Annotated in this window: 16 protein-coding genes; 12 read left to right on the top strand and 4 right to left on the bottom strand. The window is 39.3% G+C overall.

The window, feature by feature from the left end; genetic code table 11:
* Nucleotides 1-12 precede the first annotated feature (12 nt).
* Entirely contained in the window at nucleotides 13-1,176 is a 1,164-nt protein-coding gene (locus FIU21_RS00730) for a penicillin-binding transpeptidase domain-containing protein (protein WP_050759745.1), read from the bottom strand.
* Nucleotides 1,177-1,418: 242 nt separating this feature from the next.
* The gene (locus FIU21_RS00735) at nucleotides 1,419-2,129 is read right to left on the bottom strand and encodes a glycoside hydrolase family 25 protein (RefSeq protein ID WP_036886140.1); all 711 of its coding nucleotides are present in this window, start codon (nucleotides 2,127-2,129) and stop codon (nucleotides 1,419-1,421) included.
* A 168-nt stretch (nucleotides 2,130-2,297) separates the two neighbouring features.
* Here FIU21_RS00735 and FIU21_RS00740 point away from each other — a divergent pair, with 168 nt between their 5' ends.
* The 8 genes from FIU21_RS00740 to FIU21_RS00775 all read left to right on the top strand — a co-directional run bounded on the left by FIU21_RS00740 (nucleotide 2,298) and on the right by FIU21_RS00775 (nucleotide 12,715).
* Entirely contained in the window at nucleotides 2,298-3,242 is a 945-nt protein-coding gene (locus FIU21_RS00740; protein ID WP_004359811.1) for a serine O-acetyltransferase, read from the top strand.
* 141 nt (nucleotides 3,243-3,383) lie between these two features.
* A complete protein-coding gene (locus tag FIU21_RS00745) occupies nucleotides 3,384-4,931 on the top strand; it encodes a THUMP domain-containing class I SAM-dependent RNA methyltransferase (RefSeq protein WP_036886074.1) in 1,548 nt (515 codons plus the stop codon).
* Entirely contained in the window at nucleotides 4,921-7,131 is a 2,211-nt protein-coding gene (locus FIU21_RS00750; protein ID WP_004359809.1) for a S9 family peptidase, read from the top strand. The genes FIU21_RS00745 and FIU21_RS00750 overlap by 11 nt, the downstream gene beginning before the upstream one ends.
* Nucleotides 7,132-7,255: 124 nt before the next feature.
* Nucleotides 7,256-8,524, top strand: coding sequence for a phosphoribosylamine--glycine ligase (gene purD / locus FIU21_RS00755; RefSeq protein WP_004359808.1), 1,269 nt, complete (start codon nucleotides 7,256-7,258; stop codon nucleotides 8,522-8,524).
* A gap of 86 nt (nucleotides 8,525-8,610) precedes the next feature.
* Nucleotides 8,611-9,555: a hypothetical protein gene (locus tag FIU21_RS00760; protein ID WP_004359807.1), complete on the top strand. Its 945-nt coding sequence runs from the start codon at nucleotides 8,611-8,613 to the stop codon at nucleotides 9,553-9,555.
* Nucleotides 9,528-9,980, top strand: a complete 453-nt coding sequence (locus FIU21_RS00765) for a YqaA family protein (RefSeq protein WP_004359806.1) — start codon at nucleotides 9,528-9,530, stop codon at nucleotides 9,978-9,980. The genes FIU21_RS00760 and FIU21_RS00765 overlap by 28 nt, the downstream gene beginning before the upstream one ends.
* A 498-nt stretch (nucleotides 9,981-10,478) precedes the next feature.
* Nucleotides 10,479-12,146, top strand: a complete 1,668-nt coding sequence (locus tag FIU21_RS00770; protein ID WP_004359805.1) for a formate--tetrahydrofolate ligase — start codon at nucleotides 10,479-10,481, stop codon at nucleotides 12,144-12,146.
* Nucleotides 12,147-12,280: 134 nt separating this feature from the next.
* On the top strand, nucleotides 12,281-12,715 hold the full coding sequence (locus FIU21_RS00775) for a hypothetical protein (RefSeq protein ID WP_004359804.1): 435 nt from the start codon (nucleotides 12,281-12,283) through the stop codon (nucleotides 12,713-12,715).
* An 84-nt stretch (nucleotides 12,716-12,799) separates the two neighbouring features.
* On the opposite strand, the gene FIU21_RS00780 is transcribed toward FIU21_RS00775, so the two are convergent.
* Nucleotides 12,800-13,591, bottom strand: a complete 792-nt coding sequence (locus tag FIU21_RS00780; protein WP_004359803.1) for a glycoside hydrolase family 25 protein — start codon at nucleotides 13,589-13,591, stop codon at nucleotides 12,800-12,802.
* 375 nt (nucleotides 13,592-13,966) lie between these two features.
* Here FIU21_RS00780 and FIU21_RS00785 point away from each other — a divergent pair, with 375 nt between their 5' ends.
* Nucleotides 13,967-14,386 (top strand): lysozyme family protein, encoded by a 420-nt coding sequence (locus FIU21_RS00785; protein ID WP_004359802.1) that lies wholly within the window; start codon nucleotides 13,967-13,969, stop codon nucleotides 14,384-14,386.
* 148 nt (nucleotides 14,387-14,534) lie between these two features.
* Nucleotides 14,535-15,245, top strand: coding sequence for a GDSL-type esterase/lipase family protein (locus tag FIU21_RS00790; protein WP_004359801.1), 711 nt, complete (start codon nucleotides 14,535-14,537; stop codon nucleotides 15,243-15,245).
* A 379-nt stretch (nucleotides 15,246-15,624) separates the two neighbouring features.
* Here FIU21_RS00790 and dnaB read toward each other — a convergent pair whose 3' ends face one another.
* Nucleotides 15,625-17,145, bottom strand: coding sequence for a replicative DNA helicase (gene dnaB, locus FIU21_RS00795; RefSeq protein WP_004359800.1), 1,521 nt, complete (start codon nucleotides 17,143-17,145; stop codon nucleotides 15,625-15,627).
* Nucleotides 17,146-17,244: 99 nt separating this feature from the next.
* Here dnaB and ispE point away from each other — a divergent pair, with 99 nt between their 5' ends.
* Both ispE and FIU21_RS00805 read left to right on the top strand, forming a co-directional pair.
* Nucleotides 17,245-18,084 (top strand): 4-(cytidine 5'-diphospho)-2-C-methyl-D-erythritol kinase, encoded by an 840-nt coding sequence (gene ispE / locus FIU21_RS00800; RefSeq protein WP_004359799.1) that lies wholly within the window; start codon nucleotides 17,245-17,247, stop codon nucleotides 18,082-18,084.
* A gap of 23 nt (nucleotides 18,085-18,107) precedes the next feature.
* The gene (locus FIU21_RS00805; RefSeq protein ID WP_004359798.1) at nucleotides 18,108-21,407 is read left to right on the top strand and encodes a UvrD-helicase domain-containing protein; all 3,300 of its coding nucleotides are present in this window, start codon (nucleotides 18,108-18,110) and stop codon (nucleotides 21,405-21,407) included.
* The last annotated feature ends 26 nt before the right edge of the window (nucleotides 21,408-21,433 follow it).

Below are 21,433 nucleotides of genomic sequence, written 5' to 3' on the forward strand. Positions count from 1 at the left end.
TACAAAATGGTTTTACTTATCCATCGTGTTTATGCGCTCAATGCGTTTCGCCATAGCTTGTGATTTTGGACTCAGTTTACCTTTAAGATACTTCTCCATTATCAATCCTGCTATCGGGGCAGCTACATCGGCACCAAATCCACCATGTTCAATATAAACAGAGATTGCAATCTTTGGTTCATTCATTGGTGCGAAGCCTATGAAAATAGAATGGTCCTTACCAGCGTTTTCGGCTGTTCCGGTCTTTCCGCAAACAGGATAGGTTGTTCCGTTGAGTACGGTCGCTGTACCCTTTGTTACTGCTAAGCGCATACCTTTAATGACATCTGCATAAATGTAAGAAGGAACCTTTGTCTGACGTGGCGTGAGGAAGCGTGAAGGGAGGGGTGCCCAGTCAACGCTTTTATGAATATGTGGTGTAAAGAAGCAGCCACGATTTGCAATCGTTACGGCTAAATTACAGAGCTGTAAAGGAGTGGCTGTGATGTCACCCTGTCCCATTCCTGCCCACATAATTGTTTTGGGGTCCCAATTATTCTTATAACGGCGTGAGAGATAGTTCACATTGGCAACCAATCCACCCTTTTCACCAGCCATGTCAATACCTAACGGACCACCAAGTCCCATACTAATAATATATTCCCACCAAATTGTAACAGCCTTTTCCTTAGAACCATACTTCTGTGTATTGTTCAACATTGATAAGTAGGATTTCAAGAACCAAGTGTTACAAGATACAGCCAAAGCACCTGCAAGTGCTTCTGGAGAATAATGCGGATGGCATTTCACCTTTATATTTCCATCACGAAACCCATCATGACAGGCAATCTTGGTGTCAGGCTTGACGATTCCTTCTGAGAGGAAGACTAATGCTTGTGCTGGCTTAATGGCTGAGCCAGGAGGATAAGCAGTTGCAATGGCAAGGGCATCATTAGGACCCGTAGGTGAATTTGTTACCATACAGAGCACCTCACCCGTGGCTGGATCAATGGCAACGATACTACCCTTCTTACCTTGTATAAGTTCTGTGCCAAGCTCTTGTAGCAGTGGACGAAATGTTAACGGTGGGGTTTCACGGTACTCTTGCGCCTGAACACTATTCGTTGTTACGAATAAGAGCGTAAGTAGTGCAGAACGAAATGATATAATTGTTTTGTTTATAGATATTTTACGCATACTTATTAAATTATTTCTTAATATGTTTCTGATCATCATTTACGAGGACTCATAGCTCATAAATCGATTGATATTTTCTTCTTTTAGAAGCTATAATGTACTCTCATTCTTTCTTCTTTAAAAGAAAGTTTTAAGTCATCTAATTTTTTATGAGCTACAAAATTACGAATAAATTATTCGCTTGAAACATACTTTTCTCTGTTTATATTTAATTTGCAACAATCCCAAATAATTGTAAATTACTATAGACGGATAGCTGCAAGCGATGTTCCTGACATAAAGCGATCAAGGTCTACGTAGCCACGAATACCACGAACTTTACCGCGATCAGAGAACTGCCAGATGTTATGTCGCCCTACTCCCTTGATGGATGGACGCACAGAACTATATCTACCTAAGAAAAGGAAGTACTTATTGAATCGAGGACTAAGATGAGAATTATAGAAACTTACATGAGAATAAATTAGTGGTTTCTTACCATACTTTCTCTCTATTAATTTCGCAAACAAGGCAACGCTGTCTTGTACTTGTTTCTTGCTCCAGCGTCTTACACCATCATGTTCTATGTCAATCATTGGAATTAAATCCTGTTTATGTCCTCGCATAGCTTTCTGGAAATTGCGAAACTGAGACCTAACGGAGGTTAAGCATGAAAGATAGTGGTAAGAACCGCAACGTAAACCTTGACGGCGTGCCGCCTTAATGTTCTGTTCGTAGTTTTTATCCTTAATGCTTGTTCCTTGTGTTGCTTTGATGTATACAAATTTAATTTGTTTGTCTTTTGCCACTTCTTTCCAGTCGATTTGTCCCTGATGATGCGATACGTCAATACCATCATACTGACGTTTGGTGTTTTTTGAAGACTTATGAGAAGATGTTGTTGCAGAAGCGATTACACAAATGGCAGATAGGAATAAGATGTTAATGGTACGTGGAAATATAGTTGATTTCATCATTTAAATATTTGAAACATTCTGAATAAGATTCTTTTTGAATCTAAATTATCCTGTAATGATGCTTAAAAAGCGCTGCAAAATTAGTATATTTTTCTTGAACAAACTCATAAAAATCCGATAATAATCATTATCTTTGCAACGTAATTACATCTCGATACAGTATCAATGAGTAAACAAGACATCACGCAGCAACTTATACAGACCGTTGAAGAACTTTCTGAACCGGAAGCGTTGCAGGGTATTTGCCATGAGCATCGTGATGGAGACCCATTGCCATCAGCTAAAGAATTGGAAGAGATTATTGAACTTTCACGTTCTATTCTCTTTCCTGGTTTTTATGGACGTTCGTCTGTTAACTTTGAAACGATAAAATACCAAATCGGTGTAAATGTAGAACAACTGCATAAACTGCTATGTCGGCAGATTATGGCTGGTTTATGTTTTAATGAAGACTGTCATTGTCCGAATGCTGCTGATACGCGTCGTTGTATGCAGGAAGAGGCTGATAAGATAGCTGGACGTATCATCGGGAAATTCCCTACCTTGCGTAAAATACTTTCAACAGACATACAAGCTGCCTTTGATGGTGATCCTGCAGCTGCTAATTTGGGAGAAGTAATTTCATGTTATCCAGCTATTAAGGCTGTTATTAACTATCGTTTGGCACATGAATTAGTTTTAGAAAATGTGCCTCTTATTCCACGCATGATTACAGAAATGGCGCACTCAGAGACTGGTATTGATATTCATCCCGCTGCGACCATTGGTACACATTTTACCATTGATCATGGTACTGGTGTGGTGATTGGTGCAACCTGTATTATAGGTAATCATGTAAAACTCTATCAAGGTGTTACTTTAGGAGCAAAGAGTTTCCCACTTGACAAAGATGGTAAGCCTATTAAGGGAATTGCTCGTCACCCTATTCTAAAGGATGATGTTGTCGTCTATGCCAATGCAACTATCCTCGGTCGTATCACTATTGGGAAAGGCTGTATCATTGGAGCCAATGTGTGGGTTACGCGAGATATGCGTCCACGAACAAAGAAGTATAAACAGAACAAAACAGATATCTTAGATATTGACTTTGAATATGGCGGAGGAATATAAAGGGGCTACCCTATTCTCACCTCGAAAGGGAAAAGGGGAGCACTTGATAAGCAACCGATAGGTTATTCTTATTGAAGTTATCAGATAATGTTTTCCGCTAATTTAATTTTAACATCGTATATAAAAATATTTATCACATAAATGCAAGAATTTGAACTCATCGCTAAAACCTTCATGGGTTTGGAGCAAGTATTAGCAAAAGAGCTGACACAGTTAGGTGCCAATAACGTACAAATAGGACGCCGAATGGTGTCATTTACGGGTGACAAGGAAATGATGTATCGTGCAAATTTCCAGTTACACACAGCTATTCGTATCCTTAAACCTATCGCACATTTCAAGGCGAAGAGTGCTGAAGATATGTATGAGGAGATAATGAAGATAGACTGGAGTAAGTATATCCTCCCAGGAAAGACTTTCTCTGTAGACTCTGTCGTTTATTCTGAAGAGTTTACTAACTCACGCTTCGTTACATACAAAGTTAAAGATGCTATTGTAGACCAGTTCCGTGAGCGTACTGGTACCCGTCCAAATATCTCTGTCAGCAATCCTGATATTCGTTTGAACATCCACGTGGCAGAGGATAATGCTACCCTGTCATTGGACTCAAGTGGTGAGTCTTTGCATCGCCGTGGCTATCGTCAAGAGAGTGTTGAGGCACCATTGAATGAAGTTTTGGCTGCAGGTATGATTCTTATGACGGGTTGGAAAGGTGAAACAGACTTTATCGATCCAATGTGTGGTTCTGGTACCTTGCCTATTGAGGCTGCTCTTATTGCTCTTAATATTTCTCCGGGTGTGTTCCGTAAGGAATTTGCTTTTGAGAAGTGGCCTGACTTTGACCAAGAGCTGTTTGACACGATATATAATGATGATTCACAAGAACGTGAGTTTACACATCATATCTATGGCTATGACACAGAGATGAAGGCTGTCAATACGGCTCGTATGAATGTTGCTGCAGCAGGTTTGTCAAGATATGTAACCATCGAACAGCAGGACTTTAAAGACTTCACTCAGCCAAAGGAGAAGAGCATGATTGTGATGAATCCTCCATATGGTGAGCGTATTTCTACACCAAACTTGCTCGGTACCTATAAGATGATTGGTGAACGTTTGAAGCATCATTTCATGGGTAATGAGGCTTGGATTCTATCTTATCGTGAGGAATGTTTCCGTCAGATTGGATTGAAGCCAAGTATTAAGATTCCTGTTTACAATGGCTCTTTGGAGTGTGAATTCCGTCGTTACCAGATGTTTGATGGTAAGATGAGTGACTTCCGACATGAAGGTGGTGTCGTAAAGACCGAAGATGAGAAGCGTGAGATGGCACAGAAGCATCGCTTTAAGAAGGAACGTGAGTTTAAGAAACGTCTTGATGAAAATGAGGAAAATGCTGAGGCTGATATTCGTTCATTCACCTTCCATAGCTTAGAACGTAATAAATTCGGTGGTGGTAAGTTCCGTGAAGACCGTGAGCGTCGCCCTCGTTTCTATCGTGATGTGGAAGACCGCAAACGTTCTTTCAGAAGAGGAGACGACGACCGTAAGCGTTCATTCCGACGTGATGACGATCGGAAACGTTCGTTCAGTCGTGATGATGACCGTAAGTTTGGCGGCAAACGATTTGATAAATCTAACAAGCGCGGAGGATTCCGTGGTAAAAACACGTATAATCATGAAGATTAAATCATTTATTAGTCTTGTGGGGCTTTGTGCTTTCACAGGACTTTTAAGTCCTACTGAAAGTATGGCACAAAAGCAGTTTACCCTTGAGGATTTGAACTTTGGTGGTAAAAACTTCTACAACATGCGCCCTGAGGCACGTTATCTTACGTGGTGGGGAGGGAAGTTGGTACGCCAAGACCTTAACAACTGTTCGTTAGTTGACTTAGTAACTGGTAAGGAGACACCGCTCTTCTCATTAGATGACATCAATAAATGGGCAGGTTTATCAGCTTCGGATGAGGTTGTACGTCATCTCTATGGTGCTGAATTTCCTTATGCTAATCGTTCTATTGTGAAGGTTCAGAATGGTAATGAGGACTTATATGTAGACTTCAAAACACACAAACTTGAGCAGCGTTTGAATCGACAAGCTGGTCTTCAAGCACGTGATTGGAACAAGGTATCTGGTGCAACTGCACTGGTAAAGGACCATCAGTTATATGTTACAGATGCGAAAGGTACAGAGCATCAGTTAACAACAGATGGTTCAAGAGATATCGTATATGGTCAAAGTGTACATCGTGATGAGTTCGGAATTAATGGTGGCCTCTACTGGAGTCCAAAGGGAAATCGCTTAGCTTTCTATCGAATGGACCAGAGTATGGTTGCTGACTATCCTCTCGTTGATGTTCCAGAGTTGGACTGGAAACCTACAAAGGGTGAGTCACGTGCAGCTAAGGTTGACCTTATTAAGTATCCTATGGCTGGTGAAACATCTCATAAGGTAACTGTAGGTGTGTATGACCTTACAACCAGCAAGACCGTATATCTTCAAACTGGCGACCCAACCGACTGTTATTTTACAAACATCACATGGAGCCCAGACGAGAAGACGGTTTATATGTTTGAACTTAACCGTGATCAGAATGATTGCCGTTTAGTTTCTTATGATGCTGCTACAGGTGCTAAGCTGAAAGAACTTTATCGTGAAACTGACGCAAAATATGTTGAGCCATGTCATCCAATTCAGTTCTTACCATGGAACGGCAATGAGTTTATCTTGCAGAGTCAGAAGGATGGTTATAATCATCTTTACCTCTTTAATAAGGATGGTCGACAGCTTAAGCAGATTACAAGTGGTAAGTGGGTTGTGCTGGAAGTACTCGGTTTCAATAGCAAACAGAAGAGTATTGTCTACGTTTCAAACGAATGTAATCCTATTCAGCGCAATGCTTGGCTTGTGAATATAGCATCTGGAAAGCGCACACTACTTGATAATGGCCGTGGTTATCATTATCCAAAACTGAGTGAAGATGGTAATGCTGTCATGGATAATTACAGTGAACCATCTGTGCCTCGTAAGTATGAAATTATCAGTTTGAATGGTAAGCCACAGCGTCATGATTACTTTGCAGCTACTAATCCTTGGGAAGGATATACTGTTCCAGAATATACAAACGGTTCAATAAAGGCTGCAGACGGTAAGACAAACCTATATTGGCGTATGGTGAAGCCTGTTAACTTCGATCCAAATAAGAAGTATCCTACTGTTATCTATGTCTATGGTGGTCCTCATGCGCATAATGTTGAGGCTTCATGGAACTGGGGTTCACGTGGTTGGGAAACCTACATGGCGCAGAAAGGTTATTTACTTTTCATCCTTGATAACCGTGGTAGCGATAATCGTGGTAAGGAGTTTGAGCAAGCAACATTCCGTCATCTTGGTCAAGAAGAGATGAAAGACCAGATGGAAGGTGTTAAGTATTTAAAGTCTCTCCCATATGTTGATCAGAATCGTATAGGTGTTCATGGATGGTCGTTTGGTGGTTTCATGACTACTTCATTGATTACCAACTATCCTGACGTGTTCAAAGTAGGTGTTGCTGGCGGTCCTGTTATCGACTGGAAGTGGTATGAGGCGATGTATGGTGAGCGTTATATGGATACTCCACAAACTAATCCAGAAGGATATGCACAGACATCACTTCTTACAAAGGCAAAGGATCTTAAAGGCAAACTCCAGATTATTACAGGCTTGAATGACCCAGTTGTAGTTCCTCAGCATTCTTATTCCTTCTTAAAGGCTTGTATTGCTGCTGGTACGCAACCTGACTTCTTCGTTTATCCTGGCGAACCTCATAACATGCGTGGACATCAGAGTGTACACTTACATGAGCGTATTACACAGTACTTTGAGGATTATCTGAAGCCAATAAAATAGCGTATCTGATAAGTTAATAATACGCTTGAGCATTGCTTATAATCATATCTAACAATTAAAAAATACCCATGTGCAGCAAGACTGCACTCCCCCCTCCTTCATCGGAGGGGGCGGGCAAAGCTTTATGAGAATATTACTTTTAGGTAGCGGCGGTCGTGAACACGCCTTGGCATGGAAGATTGCACAGAGTGCAAAGTGTAGTAAACTCTTCATTGCACCAGGTAATGCTGGTACGGGAGCAGTTGGTGAGAACGTTGCAATCGGAGTAAATGACTTCGACAAACTGAAAGATTTCGTTGTCGAAGAGAAGGTTGATATGGTTGTGGTTGGTCCTGAAGACCCATTGGTAAATGGTGTTTATGACAGTTTTAAGGAAGACAGCCGTACAGCTAATATTCCTGTTATTGGTCCTTCAAAGGCTGGTGCTGTACTCGAAGGGTCAAAGGACTTTGCCAAAGCTTTCATGAAGCGTCATAATATTCCGACAGCAGCTTACGAAACATTCGATGGTACAACGATAGAGGAAGGCATGCGTTTCTTGGAGACGCTTAAGGCTCCTTATGTGTTGAAAGCTGATGGCTTGGCGGCTGGTAAGGGTGTTCTCATTCTTCCAACGCTTGAAGAAGCTAAGAAGGAACTACGAGAAATGCTTGGTGGTATGTTCGGTAATGCTTCTGCAAAGGTGGTCATTGAGGAGTTCCTTTCTGGTATTGAGTGCTCTGTATTTGTACTTACAGATGGTACTCACTATCAGATATTACCTGAAGCAAAGGACTATAAGCGCATTGGTGAGCATGATACAGGCTTGAACACAGGCGGTATGGGTAGTGTTACTCCTGTTCCATTTGCTACCAAGGAGTGGATGGGAAAGGTAGAAGAGCGCATTATCCGTCCTACTGTTGATGGTTTAAAGGCAGAGGGTATTGATTATAAAGGCTTTATCTTCTTTGGTTTGATTAATGTAGAAGGTGAACCTATGGTTATCGAGTACAACTGTCGTATGGGTGATCCAGAGACTGAGAGTGTCATGTTACGCCTAAAGAGTGACATTGTTGATCTCTTTGAAGGAGTTGCAAAGGGAAACCTCAATCAGCGAAATGTTGAATTTGATTCACGCTCTGCCGTTTGTGTAATGCTTGTTAGCGGTGGTTATCCTGAAGAGTATGTGAAAGGTTATCCAATCACAGGACTTGATAAGGTTGAAGATTCTGTAGTTTTCCATAGCGGTACAGCTGTGAAGGAAGGTCAGGTCGTTACTGCTGGTGGTCGTGTAATTGCAGTGTCTTCTTATGGTGAGAATAAAGAAGAAGCACTAAAGAAGAGTTTTGCGGAAGCTCAGAAGATTGAATTTACGGATAAATATTTTAGAAGAGATATAGGACAAGACCTATAGTCTTAGCCCTTTGAAAGTAAGAAGATAGCTCTTAAGTTGTTTATTACTTAGCACCTTCTCATGGCTATCTCCACATATCATCTATTATGCAACAAAAACGCATTCAAAATCGAATATCAGAAAGCCGCTGGACACAAGCATACGTTGTTTCAGCGGCTGCTCTTGTATGGGTTATTGCGGGGATATATAACCCTTCAGTAATAGTGCCAGGTATATGCCTTTTGCTGTCTACTTATCTTATGATGGAGCTGAATAATGCCAATGCGCTTATTCGTATCTATAGTAGAATGGTGTCATGTTCGTTCATCGTCTTTGCGACTATGGCTGTCTTTATGTTCCCATCTATTCAATCAGCCATCATCATGTTAGGCTTTGTAGGGTTCTATACATTTGCTTTTCGTTGCTATCAAAACACACATGCACCCGGTTGGACGTTCTATGCATTCTTCTGTATAGGTATGGCAAGTATTGTTTGGGTACAAACTCTTTTCTTCCTACCAGTACTCTGGGTTATTATGCGTACCAATATTCTCTCGATGAGTCCACGCAATTTTGTTGCATCTATCCTCGGTATAATCCTGCCTTATTGGTTCTATGCAGGATACTTGGTGGTCAAAGGAGACATTACAATACTCACCAATCATTTCGCTAAGATTGCTGTGTTTGGTGAACCATTCAACTTAAAGTTTCTGAACTTTAGTCAAGCATTGACTTTATCATTTGTGTTAGTATGTGCTGTGATTGGTATTGTTCATTTTATGAATCAAAAGCGTAATGATAATATTAGGACCCGTTTGTTCTATCAGATTTTCGTAACAATAGATCTTTTAGCAATAGTCTTTTTCTTTTTGCAACCTCAGCATTATGAAGCATTGCTGAGCGTAATGATTGTTACTACAGCTCCACTCATTGCACATTTCTTTGCACTAACACGCACAAGGATAACCAACTGGATGTTTATCATTCTTTCTTATTCAGCTATCATCATCACCCTATTCAACTTATGGAATCTCTTACACAATTACTTGTAGATTATGGTTATTGGGGAATGTTCCTATCAGCATTCCTTGCAGGAAGTTTCTTACCTTTTAGTAGTGAAGCAGTAATGCTTGGCTTGCTTGCAGCTGGCGTAGATCCTGTTCTTTTACTTGTTTATGGTAGTATAGGTAACGTTTTGGGAGGAATGTTAAATTATGGTCTTGGCAGGTTAGGTAAACTGGAGTGGCTTGAACGATATTTCCGAGTGAAAAAAGAATCATTGGATAGAGCTTATCGCTTTATGGGTGGACATGGTGCCTGGATGGGATTCTTTGCCTTTCTACCTATTTTAGGTAGTGCTATCACCATCGTTTTAGGTCTGACACGTGCTAATATTGTTTTGTCTGTATTAAGTATCACGATAGGTAAAGTGCTTCGTTATGCAGTTTTGATTTGGGGTGCAAGCTCTTTCTTTTAGTCTTTTTATCCAAAGGACATATCCATAGGCAATGTTACACCTCATTGAATATTTGAAATACTTTAGTGTACAATATTCTTCTATCAATAACTTGATAGCATCTTAGTAATATATAATAAGGAGTAAAGCTCTCAAGATAATTACTGTTTAGCATCCGCACTATTGGTGTTTAGTATTCGCACCATATGTGCTCAGCACTCGCACCACATGTGCGGAATATCCTCATGTTGATAAAAAGGTGCATGGATGAGTCTATTCAGACATTATACGATAGATAGGATTTGGCATGTAGGCAGATGTTTATGCGCTTGTATTCTATGGATAAACTATAATCAAGTGGCACAATAGAAAGATCGAAGAACAAGATAAGCATCTTGAAAAGACAAAAGGATGGGGTCATAATACTTAAAAGCAAAAAACTTTTTTTTCGCAAGAACTGGTTATATTCAAATTTTATTTCTATCTTTGCGATTATAACTTTATAAAAATAATATAACTATGAAATCTGACATCGAAATTGCACGCTCATGTAACATGAAGCCAATAGAGGAAGTAGCAGCTACAATCGGTATTCCAGCTGATGCTTTGGAGCATTATGGTAAGTATATGGCAAAAGTGCCTCTCTCATTGATTGATGAAGATCGAGTAGCTTGCAACCGTCTTGTTCTTGTTAGTTCAATCTCCCCTACCCGTGCTGGTATTGGTAAAACTACAGTTAGTATTGGTTTATCAATGGCACTTAATCGCATTGGTAAGCGTTCGGTTCTCGCTTTACGCGAGCCAAGTCTTGGTCCTTGCTTTGGCATGAAGGGCGGTGCTGCTGGTGGTGGATATGCCCAAGTAGTACCTATGGAGAAGATTAATCTCCATTTTACAGGCGATTTCCATGCTATCACGAGTGCACACAATATGATTGCAGCCTTGCTTGATAATTATATTTATCAGCATCGTAGTGAGGGCTTTACTTTGAAGCAAATTCTCTGGAAGCGCGTCTTGGACGTAAATGATCGTAGCCTTCGCAACATCGTTACTGGTCTGGGTGCTTCTACTGATGGCTTACCAACACAGTCTGGTTTTGATATTACGCCTGCGAGTGAGATTATGGCAGCATTGTGTCTTGCTGATAGTGAGCAAGACCTCCGTCGTCGTATTGAGAATATGGTTTTGGGTATTACCTTTGACGACAAACCATTTAGAGTACGCGATCTCGGCGTCGCTGGTGCAATAACAGTTCTCTTGATGGATGCTATCAAACCTAACCTTGTTCAGACACTTGAGGGGACAGCAGCCTTTGTTCATGGTGGACCATTTGCGAATATCGCCCATGGCTGTAACAGTTTAGTCGCAACCAAGATGGCTATGTCACTGAGTGATTATGCTATTACTGAGGCTGGATTCGGTGCAGACCTTGGTGCAGAGAAATTCTTAGACATTAAGTGTCGTAAGGCTGAAATTCATCCTCGTGTAACTGTTCTTGTTTCAACTTTACGTGGTTTGAAGATGCACGGCGGACTTGTTGATGGTGCATCGCATGAGCAGGAACGTCAAGCACTTGTGGATGGTTTTGCTAATCTCGATCGTCATGTTGAAAATATGCAACGCTTTGGACAGCCAGTGATTGTCACACTAAACCGATATGGTGATGATACTGAGGAGGAAATTGCTCTTCTCGCAGAACACTGTAAGATGTTGGGTGTAGGCTTTGCAGAAAACAATGTGTTCTTGAAAGGTGGTGAAGGTGCTGAGGATTTGGCTCGTCTTGTCGTTGAAACCATTGATAAGCAGGGAGCTAAGGAAATCAAGATGACGTATGCAGATGAGGATAGTATTGAAGAGAAAGTTAATAAGGTAGCCAAGAATATCTATGGTGCACGCTCTGTTATCCTTAAGAAGTCAGCTCAAAACAAACTCGCACGTATCAAGTCTTGGGGAATGGATAGATTCCCTATCTGCATAGCTAAGACACAATTCTCATTTAGTGAAGACCCTAAGCAGGTGGGTGTAGCTAAGAATTTCGACATTACCATTCGTGACTTTGTCATCAATGGAGGTGCAGAGATGATTGTTGCTATTGCTGGTGAGATAATGCGTATGCCTGGTTTACCTAAGATTCCTCAAGCAGAAAAGATTGATATTGTTCGTGGTCAGATTGAAGGTTTGGCTTAACGAGTATCAATATTCTTTTGTTTAATTCTATACTTGTATAGTTTTATAGGATTCCTATACAAACTATACAAGTTTCTTCTTGACACAAGATATTACTATTACCAGATGTAACTTAGGATGTTAACGAAAATAATATGAAGAAAAAGACAATACTACTAATCATCTTTTCAATAATTCTTATAGGTGCAATTATTTGGTGTGTCAATGCACCCTATCGTGAAGTAAATCTAAATGATAACTTAGAAACGATCCAAAAGTCTGAATCTTGTATCTCTGTTCATGAGCTGTATAAAGATAAAGACTGGGATACGATGATCGTTATTAAGCCTTACGATAAGCGTACTGCCTCTGATGAAAGAATTGATATGGGCTATGCTGGGGACAGAGCTGCTATCCTTGATAACACTTTATTTGATAGTATCTGTACACTTCTCTTTATAAAGGGGAATAAGCTTGTCGCCTTTTCGAGTATTTATCGTAATGTAATCGATTTTAGTTCACTGAGCAAAACAACCTATAAGGCTGCAGATAAAATACAAGTTATAAATAAGTTTGCGACAGATTGCTGATTTTACCCTAATCAATCATTAGAGTCTTGACCTATATACTTATTGTGGTTTAATGACAGATGTGGGTTTAATCGGTGCAAACTCTTATTTAGGCATTTTGAAATCATCTACAGAAACACCTTCACGTAGCTGGTTTATGTCTACATATGTCCATATTCCACGCACCCTCCCACGCTTACTCGACTGCCATATGTCGTGCTTAGTATCTGGTAGTTGAGGAGGAAGATTATAGTTCGCAATGAACAATCGATACCTGTTAAACTCTGGATAAAGGTTCAGATGATAATAAGCTTCATTGGTGTAAATCATCGGAGAATGTCCTGTTCGTTCCTTTATTAATCGGATAAACTCGGCAAGATTCTTCTGAATAATCTCACGTCCCCAACTGCGTGTTCCATCCTTTTCTATGTCTACAAGTAGTAATAAGTCTTGCTGACTAAGGTCAATGTTAGCAAGAAAGTTATCTACTTGGCGTTCCATAGAAGTTCGATAAGTCAAGAAGTGATAAGAACCTACTAATAAGCCTCTTTCCTTTGCAGCTTTAAAGTTTCTCTTATAGAATGGATCAACGATAGAACTACCTTCTGTAGCCTTGATATAGACAAAGCGAAGTTGTGGATTCTCCTCCACTAATTCATCCCAATGTATCTTCCCTTGATGACGTGAGATGTCCAGACCATCAAAGTCTTTGGAATACGGTCCCTTAGTCATATCGTGGTAAGGCCATTGGTCGCTGACTGCAGAGCGCGACTTTCGCCATGGTTTAAGGTCAATGATAAGAATAGTAGTCAGCCCCGCTAAAGCAGCACAAACCCACCACCAAAAACTATGTTTATTGCGCTTTTGCTTTCTGCGCCTACGTTTACGCTTTATCATCTGTTGTCTTAACTTGTAGAGCTTATATCTGGAATGTTAAGCATATTAGGGTCGATAAGCCTAATAATATGCCTTCTTACGACTTTAAAACATCGCAAAGGTAAACATTCTTTTTCAATACTACAAATTGCATGTATCGTAAAAATGATATGATTTCATCGACTATATGCAAGTTAAAGTGATTGTTTAACCAGTCTAACATTCATCTCTAACTTTATTAAATAAATCTTAAAGTGATGTATATCAGGAATATTTTTTGTATCTTTGCAGTGTTAATATGAAACTGAGGCGTGGTAGTAACTCATTCTCACATAGGAACACGCCGTAGAGAGTAGCTCTATTGACTTACTCTTCCAAGGTTTCGGAAATTTTTTAATGATGAGAATTTTAAAAGTAGTAAGTATTTGTTTCTTAATGATTTTTGCTTCACATGTTGAAGTGTCAGCCAAGAAAGATGGCTTTGATTGGGAACCTGTAATGAATGCAATCATCCAGATTGAAAGCAAGGGTAATCCTGCAGCTGTAAATGGTCCTTATGTTGGTGTACTGCAGATTTCCCCAGTTTTGGTAAAGGAGTGCAACAACATCCTTAAAAGTATTGGTAGCAACAAGCGTTATTCGCTTTCGGATCGCTTTAATGCTGCAAAGTCAAAGGAAATGTTTATTATCATTCAGAGTTTCCACAACCCATTAAACAGTATTGAAAAAGCTATTCGCTTATGGGGCGGTGGTATTCGATATAATGTGGCTAAGACACAAGCTTATTTACGCAAGGTAATGCGTCACATGAACTAATAAGCGCAATAATTATTTAAGAATCCTCTTATTTAAAAGTCCGGCTATCCTTTCCTTTGGAACAGATAACCGGACTTTTCCTTTCTTTTCTCTTTCTTTTTTCTTACTTTTGCAGTAAGAATACATCAGATTATTATTTCGTATTCTGATGGGTTTGACGTGTTATACAAGTATTTATATGAAGACAAAGCTATTATTTTATCTTTTCCTTTCAGTTACTACCCTATCAATGCATGCTCAAAATGTTACGTATCACGGCTCAAAACACTATAACATAAGAGTGAATCAATTTAAGCAAGAAGGCTCTTTGCCAGATAATGCAATTGTTATGTTGGGCGATAGTCATTCCGAATATGGGAAAGACTGGAATCGTTTTTTCCCAAACGCGAGAAAGATTATCAATAGAGGGATTATAGGAGATGATAGTCGTGGAATCTCTAAACGCTTAAATCAGATTCTGCCTTATAATCCCAGTAAGATATTCTTTGAATGCGGAACAAACGATTTAAGTCATGGTTGGACGGTTGATCGTATCTTTCAAGAGGTAGTTAATGTCATAGAAACAATTCGTACAACATGTCCAGAAACCAAGCTGTACGTACAAAGTCTTTTACCTTTGAATGAAAAAGTTGGTGTGTGGAAACTACTTAAGGGTAAGGATGATATGATTATTCAGTTAAATGATAAGTTGAAAGATTACTGTAATGACAATAAACTTGTTTTTATCGACCTGTATCATCCCCTCTTAGGTGTCAATGCTAAAGAAATGCACGCAGACTATTGTCGTGATGGACTGCATCTTTCGAATAAAGGTTATGAAGTTTGGGCAAATATTATCCGCTCTTATATCAATGAATGACGTTAGTGTTCATCTTAGAGGTTTGCTGTTGTTCTTGATGATAAAGCCGAATTTAGTTATTAAGTAACTGTTGATTTGTCTTTGCCAGTATCTCTATTTGTAAAATAAAATCACATCTTAAAAAATAAAAGATGCTCTTTTGGCTTGCAATTAACGCCCAATTGGCTTCCAAAAGGTGCCCTTTTGCGATGTTACTAACGCCCTTTTGAAGTCCAATTAATCCCCTTTTTGTATAGTGTTTTGCAATTACTTGATAATCGGTTAATTACAAAGATAAAAAATAACGACTATTTTGACCTTACATAAGGTTTAATAGTTGTTATTTTTGTAATGAAATTTCGTAAACTTTGTGTATCTTGAAATGATTACCTAATGTCGTTTAGAAGGGCACTCTCATATCTCCACTTGGGTATGGTGGTATAGGGTCATCATTCATCTTGCTACCAATAATCTCACCACCTAATGGGTCATTAGGCATTGGAGCAGCCATATCCAAATCCTCAGGATTAGCAAAACGAGTGTATTCACCACGGAAGTTGAGTAGAACATCACCAGTTGCACCCTTACGATGCTTGGCAATAATAATCTGAGCCATACCGTGAAGGTCGTTTCCGTGGTCATCTTGCAGAATGTGATAATACTCTGGGCGATGTACAAAGAGTACCATATCGGCATCCTGCTCGATAGCTCCAGACTCACGCAAGTCACTTAACTGTGGGCGTTTACCCTCACGTGGGTCACGCTGTTCAACCGCACGACTCAACTGTGACAGTGCTAATATTGGAATGTTCAGCTCTTTTGCAAGTCCCTTCAAAGAACGGCTAATAGTAGAAACCTCCTCCTGACGGCTATTGAAGCGCATACCATTGGCATTCATCAGCTGTAAGTAGTCAATCATGAGCACTTCAATATTATGTTCACGCACCAATCGACGTGCTTTTGTACGAAGCTCGAAGATAGAAAGTCCAGGTGTGTCATCAATATAAATCGGTGCACCCTGCATCTTTCGTATGTTAGAGTCGAAACGCTCCCACTCGTCAGGTGTTAGCTGACCATTAAGAATCTTGTTACCAGGTACAGAACAAACGTTTGAAATTAAACGATTGACAAGCTGTACGTTGTTCATCTCAAGAGAGAAGAATGCAATTGGTTTACGATAGTCAATGGCAATATTTTTAGCAATACTAAGTGCAAAAGAAGTCTTACCCATGGCAGGACGACCAGCAATAATAACCAAGTCGGATGCCTGCCAACCAGCTGTTATCTTATCTAAGTCGTGGAACCCACTTGGTACGCCAGTTAAGCTACCCTTATTATTTGCTGCCTTGAGAAGTAATTGATGGGCTTGTTCAACGACAGAGTCAATCTGTACATAATCTTGTAGCATATTCTTCTGGGAAATCTCAAACAGAGCACCCTCGGCTTTCTGCATCAACTCGTCAACATCCACGGTTTCATCGAAAGCATCAGTCTCAATCATTGATGCGAACTGGATAAGTTGTCGCGCCAAGAACTTTTGTGCAAGAATATGTGCATGATACTCAATGTGTGCAGATGAAGCAACATTGGAACTAAGTTCAACAATATATGCAGGACCACCAACTTCTTCAAGTGTTCCTTTATGACGAAGTTCTTCTACTACGGTCATAATATCTACAGGCTTCTCCTGCAGATTCAGAGATTGCACAGCCTCATAAATCTTCTCATGACGAGACTCATAGAATGTCTCTGGTTTAATAATCTCTGAGACAACAGTAAAGGCATCCTTATCAATCATAAGCGCACCTAAAACAACCTTTTCAATGTCAGTTGCTTGTGGTTGTAGGTGACCAAACGTCGTGTCGATAGGAGCCTGCTTGGTTCTACGACTACTTTTGTTGTTATTACTTCTTTCTGCCATATGGTGGCAAAATTACAAAAAATATTCCATTTCTAACATCAATCTTGTAACCTTTTATTATCTTTGCAAAAAAGAATTCTTTAATTATATTTTTAGACTATGATTACCTTTCCTTGCTGTAAAATCAACCTTGGTTTAAATATTGTTGCAAAACGTCCAGATGGCTATCATGACCTTGAAACAGTTTTTTATCCTGTTCCTTTATGTGATGTGTTGGAAATTAAAAAGATGGATGAGGAGTTCCCTTCTCCTACTCCCATTGACTTAAAAGTGACTGGTCATACTGTCGAATGTGATGAGCGTAATAATTTGGTAGTTAAGGCTTATCATCTCCTTGCAAAGGATTATGAGTTACCTCGTATACATGTTCACCTTGTTAAGCGTATTCCTATGCAAGCAGGACTTGGAGGTGGTTCAGCTGATGCTGCTTATATGATTCGATTGCTCGATGAGCGTTTTCGTTTGAATATGGGTAATGCAGAGATGGAGCGTTATGCAGCCCAATTGGGTGCCGATTGTGCGTTCTTTATTCGTTCTGAAATAGCCTATGCAACGGGAATAGGTGATGTTCTTGCACCTGCAGATAACGAACATCATAGTTTAGAAGGATATTATCTTGCATTGGTAAAGCCTGATGTAGCTGTCTCTACTGCCGAAGCATATGCTGGAGTGACACCAAAGAAGCCTGCGAAAAGCTGTCGTGATATAGTTTGTCAACCAATTGATACATGGCGTGATGAGCTTACAAATGATTTTGAAAAATCTATTTTTGCAAAACATCCAATATTGGCTGATGTTAAAGAAAAACTATATGCGAATGGTGCTTTGTATGCACAGATGTCAGGTAGTGGTAGTACTATCTTTGGTATCTTTGGTCAAAAGCCAGCGAATATAAAGGAATTTTTCCCAGGAATGTTCACATATTGTGTCAGACTCTAAATCCAATTCTTTAGATATTCATGATGGAAAAAGCATTAACGGTTTATAAAGCGTCAGCAGGTTCAGGTAAGACTTTTACGTTAGCATCAGAATATATTACTTTAGTGGTAAAGAATCCACAAGATTATAAGAAGATTCTTGCTGTTACCTTTACCAATAAGGCAACGCAGGAAATGAAAACGCGTATCCTTTCCCAGCTATATGGTATTGCTCATAAGTTGCCAGATTCTCAGGCATATTATGAACAGGTATTACGGAAGACAGGTTTCCCTGAACTCACGATTAGGGAGAATGCCGCTGAAGCTTTGTCGCTGCTTACCCATCATTATAATGAGTTTCGTGTACAGACGATTGACGCCTTCTTTCAATCTGTATTGCGTAATCTTGCTCGTGAACTGAATCTTACGGCTAATCTCCGTATTGATCTCAATGATGAACAAGTGGAAGCTCAGGCTGTCGATGAGTTGATTAATAGTCTTGAGGAAGGCGAAGAGGTCTTGACTTGGATTCGCGATTACATCGATAAAAATATTGAAGATGACAAGGGGTGGAACGTCATTGGACAGATAAAAGACTTTGGAAAGAATATTTTTAAGGACTTCTATAAAGACCATAAGGCAGAACTTGATAGTCGGTTTCGTGAAGAATCGTTTTTTGACGATTTCATCACAGATTTGCGTAAGATACGAAAGGAAAGTCCTAAGAAGGTTAAAGAACAGGCAGGGAAGTTACTTCAAAAAATAAGTGATGCTGGTGTTGATACTGGATATTTCATTAAAGGATTGTGTGGATATATTACTAAGCAGTTTGAGAATGAACCTACAGATGAGGGACCATCTGCAAATGTGTTGAAATGTCTTGATAGTCCAGATAATTGGTTGGTGAAGAAATGCCCTGCAGGGGAGAAAGAGCGCATTAGTACTCTTATCTCCGAATCATGGTATGATGACTTACTGCTATTAGAACAATATCGAAAAGAATGTTGGAAAGAGTATCAATCCAGTAATCTTACACTTAAACATCTTTCTCAACTTCGTCTTTTACATGCCATTTCTGAGGCTGTCGATGAGATTAATAAAGACACGAACCGATTTATGCTAAGTAACACTCAGTCACTACTTAGCACTTTGATGAAAGATACTGATACTCCATTCGTTTTTGAAAAGATGGGTGCTTACTTGAAGCATATCATGATTGATGAGTTTCAAGATACGAGTACTATTCAATGGACTAATTTCCGTAAGTTACTCGATAACTGTATGGCTCAAATAGAATCTCACAATTTGATTGTGGGTGATGTTAAGCAGAGTATTTATCGATGGCGTCAAGGTGATTGGAAATTACTAAACAATATTGAGCATGACTTCTCTGAAGAGCAAATAAAGATAGAACCACTTGAGACCAACTATCGTTCTGAAGAGAATATAATCCGATTTAATAATGCTTTCTTTACGCAGGCTGTTATTCAAACAGTTAAAGAATTAGAGAGTGATGATATAAAAGGTGCTTCTCAGTTGATTGAAGCTTATAAAGAGATTGAACAGAAACCAAGAAAATATGATGGTAAGGGATCTGTTCATATAAAACTCTTTCCTTATGATAAAAAGGCAGTATCAGAATATAACGAGAATGTTCTCAATGAATTAGTTAGTAATATCCGTGAACTATTAAATCGCGGGTATAAACAAAAGGATATTGCTATTCTTGTCCGATCAAAAGGAGTAATACAAGATATTGCTGATAAATTCCAAGGTGAGTTTGGTACAGATGTAAGCATTGTTTCTGATGAGGCATTCCAATTGGATGCTTCGTTAGCTGTTAATGTGATTATTGCTGCTCTGCGATTGCTTACACATCCTGATGATAAACTTACAGAAAGTAAGTTGGTTAAGCTTTATCAACAACAAGTAATACAGACGAATAGAGATAATAATGCTTTATTTGTAGATGAAGGTGAAAGAGAATTAAAGTCTTTTTTACCAAGTGGTTATGTAGATAAGTTTGATTTTTTGTTAAGATCGCCACTTGTAGACCTTGTTGATGAGATTTACTCACTTTTTAATCTCGGTAGTCTTGAAGGACAAAGTGCATACGTATGTACATTCTACGATACATTGAATGAGTATTTGAGAGACCATCCTGCAGATATTGATGATTTCATCGAAGAATGGGAAGATAGTCTTTCAAGCAATACAATTCAAAGTGATGAAGTTGATGGAATACGTTTGATTACCATTCATAAGAGTAAGGGATTGGAATATGATAACGTTCTGATTCCTTTCTGTGATTGGGGATTGGAGAAGACAGTAGGTAATACAATCTGGTGTCCAGGTGATAATAAGGAGAAGCCTTATGGAGAATTACCGTTGATTCCGATAGATTTTTCTAAAAAGATGATAGGTACTGTCTTTGAAGATGATTACAAAGAGGAGCATCTTCAGAATACTGTTGATAACATGAATTTGCTTTATGTTGCCTTTACACGTGCAGGAAAGAACCTATTTATTACTGGTAAAAAGGCTTCTAAAAGCACTTTTACTAAGCTACAAAATGGTAATACTGCCACAGATCGTTCACAGATTATTCAATTAGTTATTGATGATCTTGCTAATGAATTGCCAGGAGCAATGAGTGATGATGCTGGTGATAAGGAGGCTATCAGTTTTGATTTTGGTACTTTGTTGGATTGTGGACAGCGTATTGATAAGGAGAAGTCTACGGAGAATCCTTTTGAACTTACACCTAAGACGCATAAGTTAAAGATAGAAACTTTCCCCCATCCTGTTAGCTTCCGACAGAGTAATAAGAGTCATGACTTTATCAATGGTGAGGATATTGACCCTTCAGACGCAAATCGTTACATAAAGGTTGGAAATATACTTCACCAACTCTTTTCTACTATCCTTACAGAAGATGATATTGAACCACGCTTAAAGGAATTAGAGCAAGAAGGAGTTATCTATAATGATGAGGTTACATCGAGAGAATTGCAGAATAAGATTGCCAATGCTCTGATGAATGAGAAAGTAAAAGATTGGTTTAGTTCACGATGGAAGTTGTTTAATGAGTGCACTATTCTTGACTATGATAAGGAGAGTGGAGATATTCAAGAACATCGTCCTGACCGTGTAATGACCGATGGAAAAGAGATTATTGTAGTAGATTTCAAGTTCGGTAAACCACGTGAAGAATATCATGAGCAAGTACAACGCTATATGACTTTGCTGATGCGCATGGGCTATGAGAAGGTCTCTGGTTATATTTGGTATGTCGTTAGAAACGAGATCGTACCAACTCCTTTTCTCCCATTAAAGGGCGAATAGCCTGTATAACTAACTTCATTTCATTC

The organism is Prevotella melaninogenica (assembly GCF_013267595.1).
GTDB classification, from domain to species: Bacteria; Bacteroidota; Bacteroidia; order Bacteroidales; family Bacteroidaceae; genus Prevotella; species Prevotella melaninogenica_D.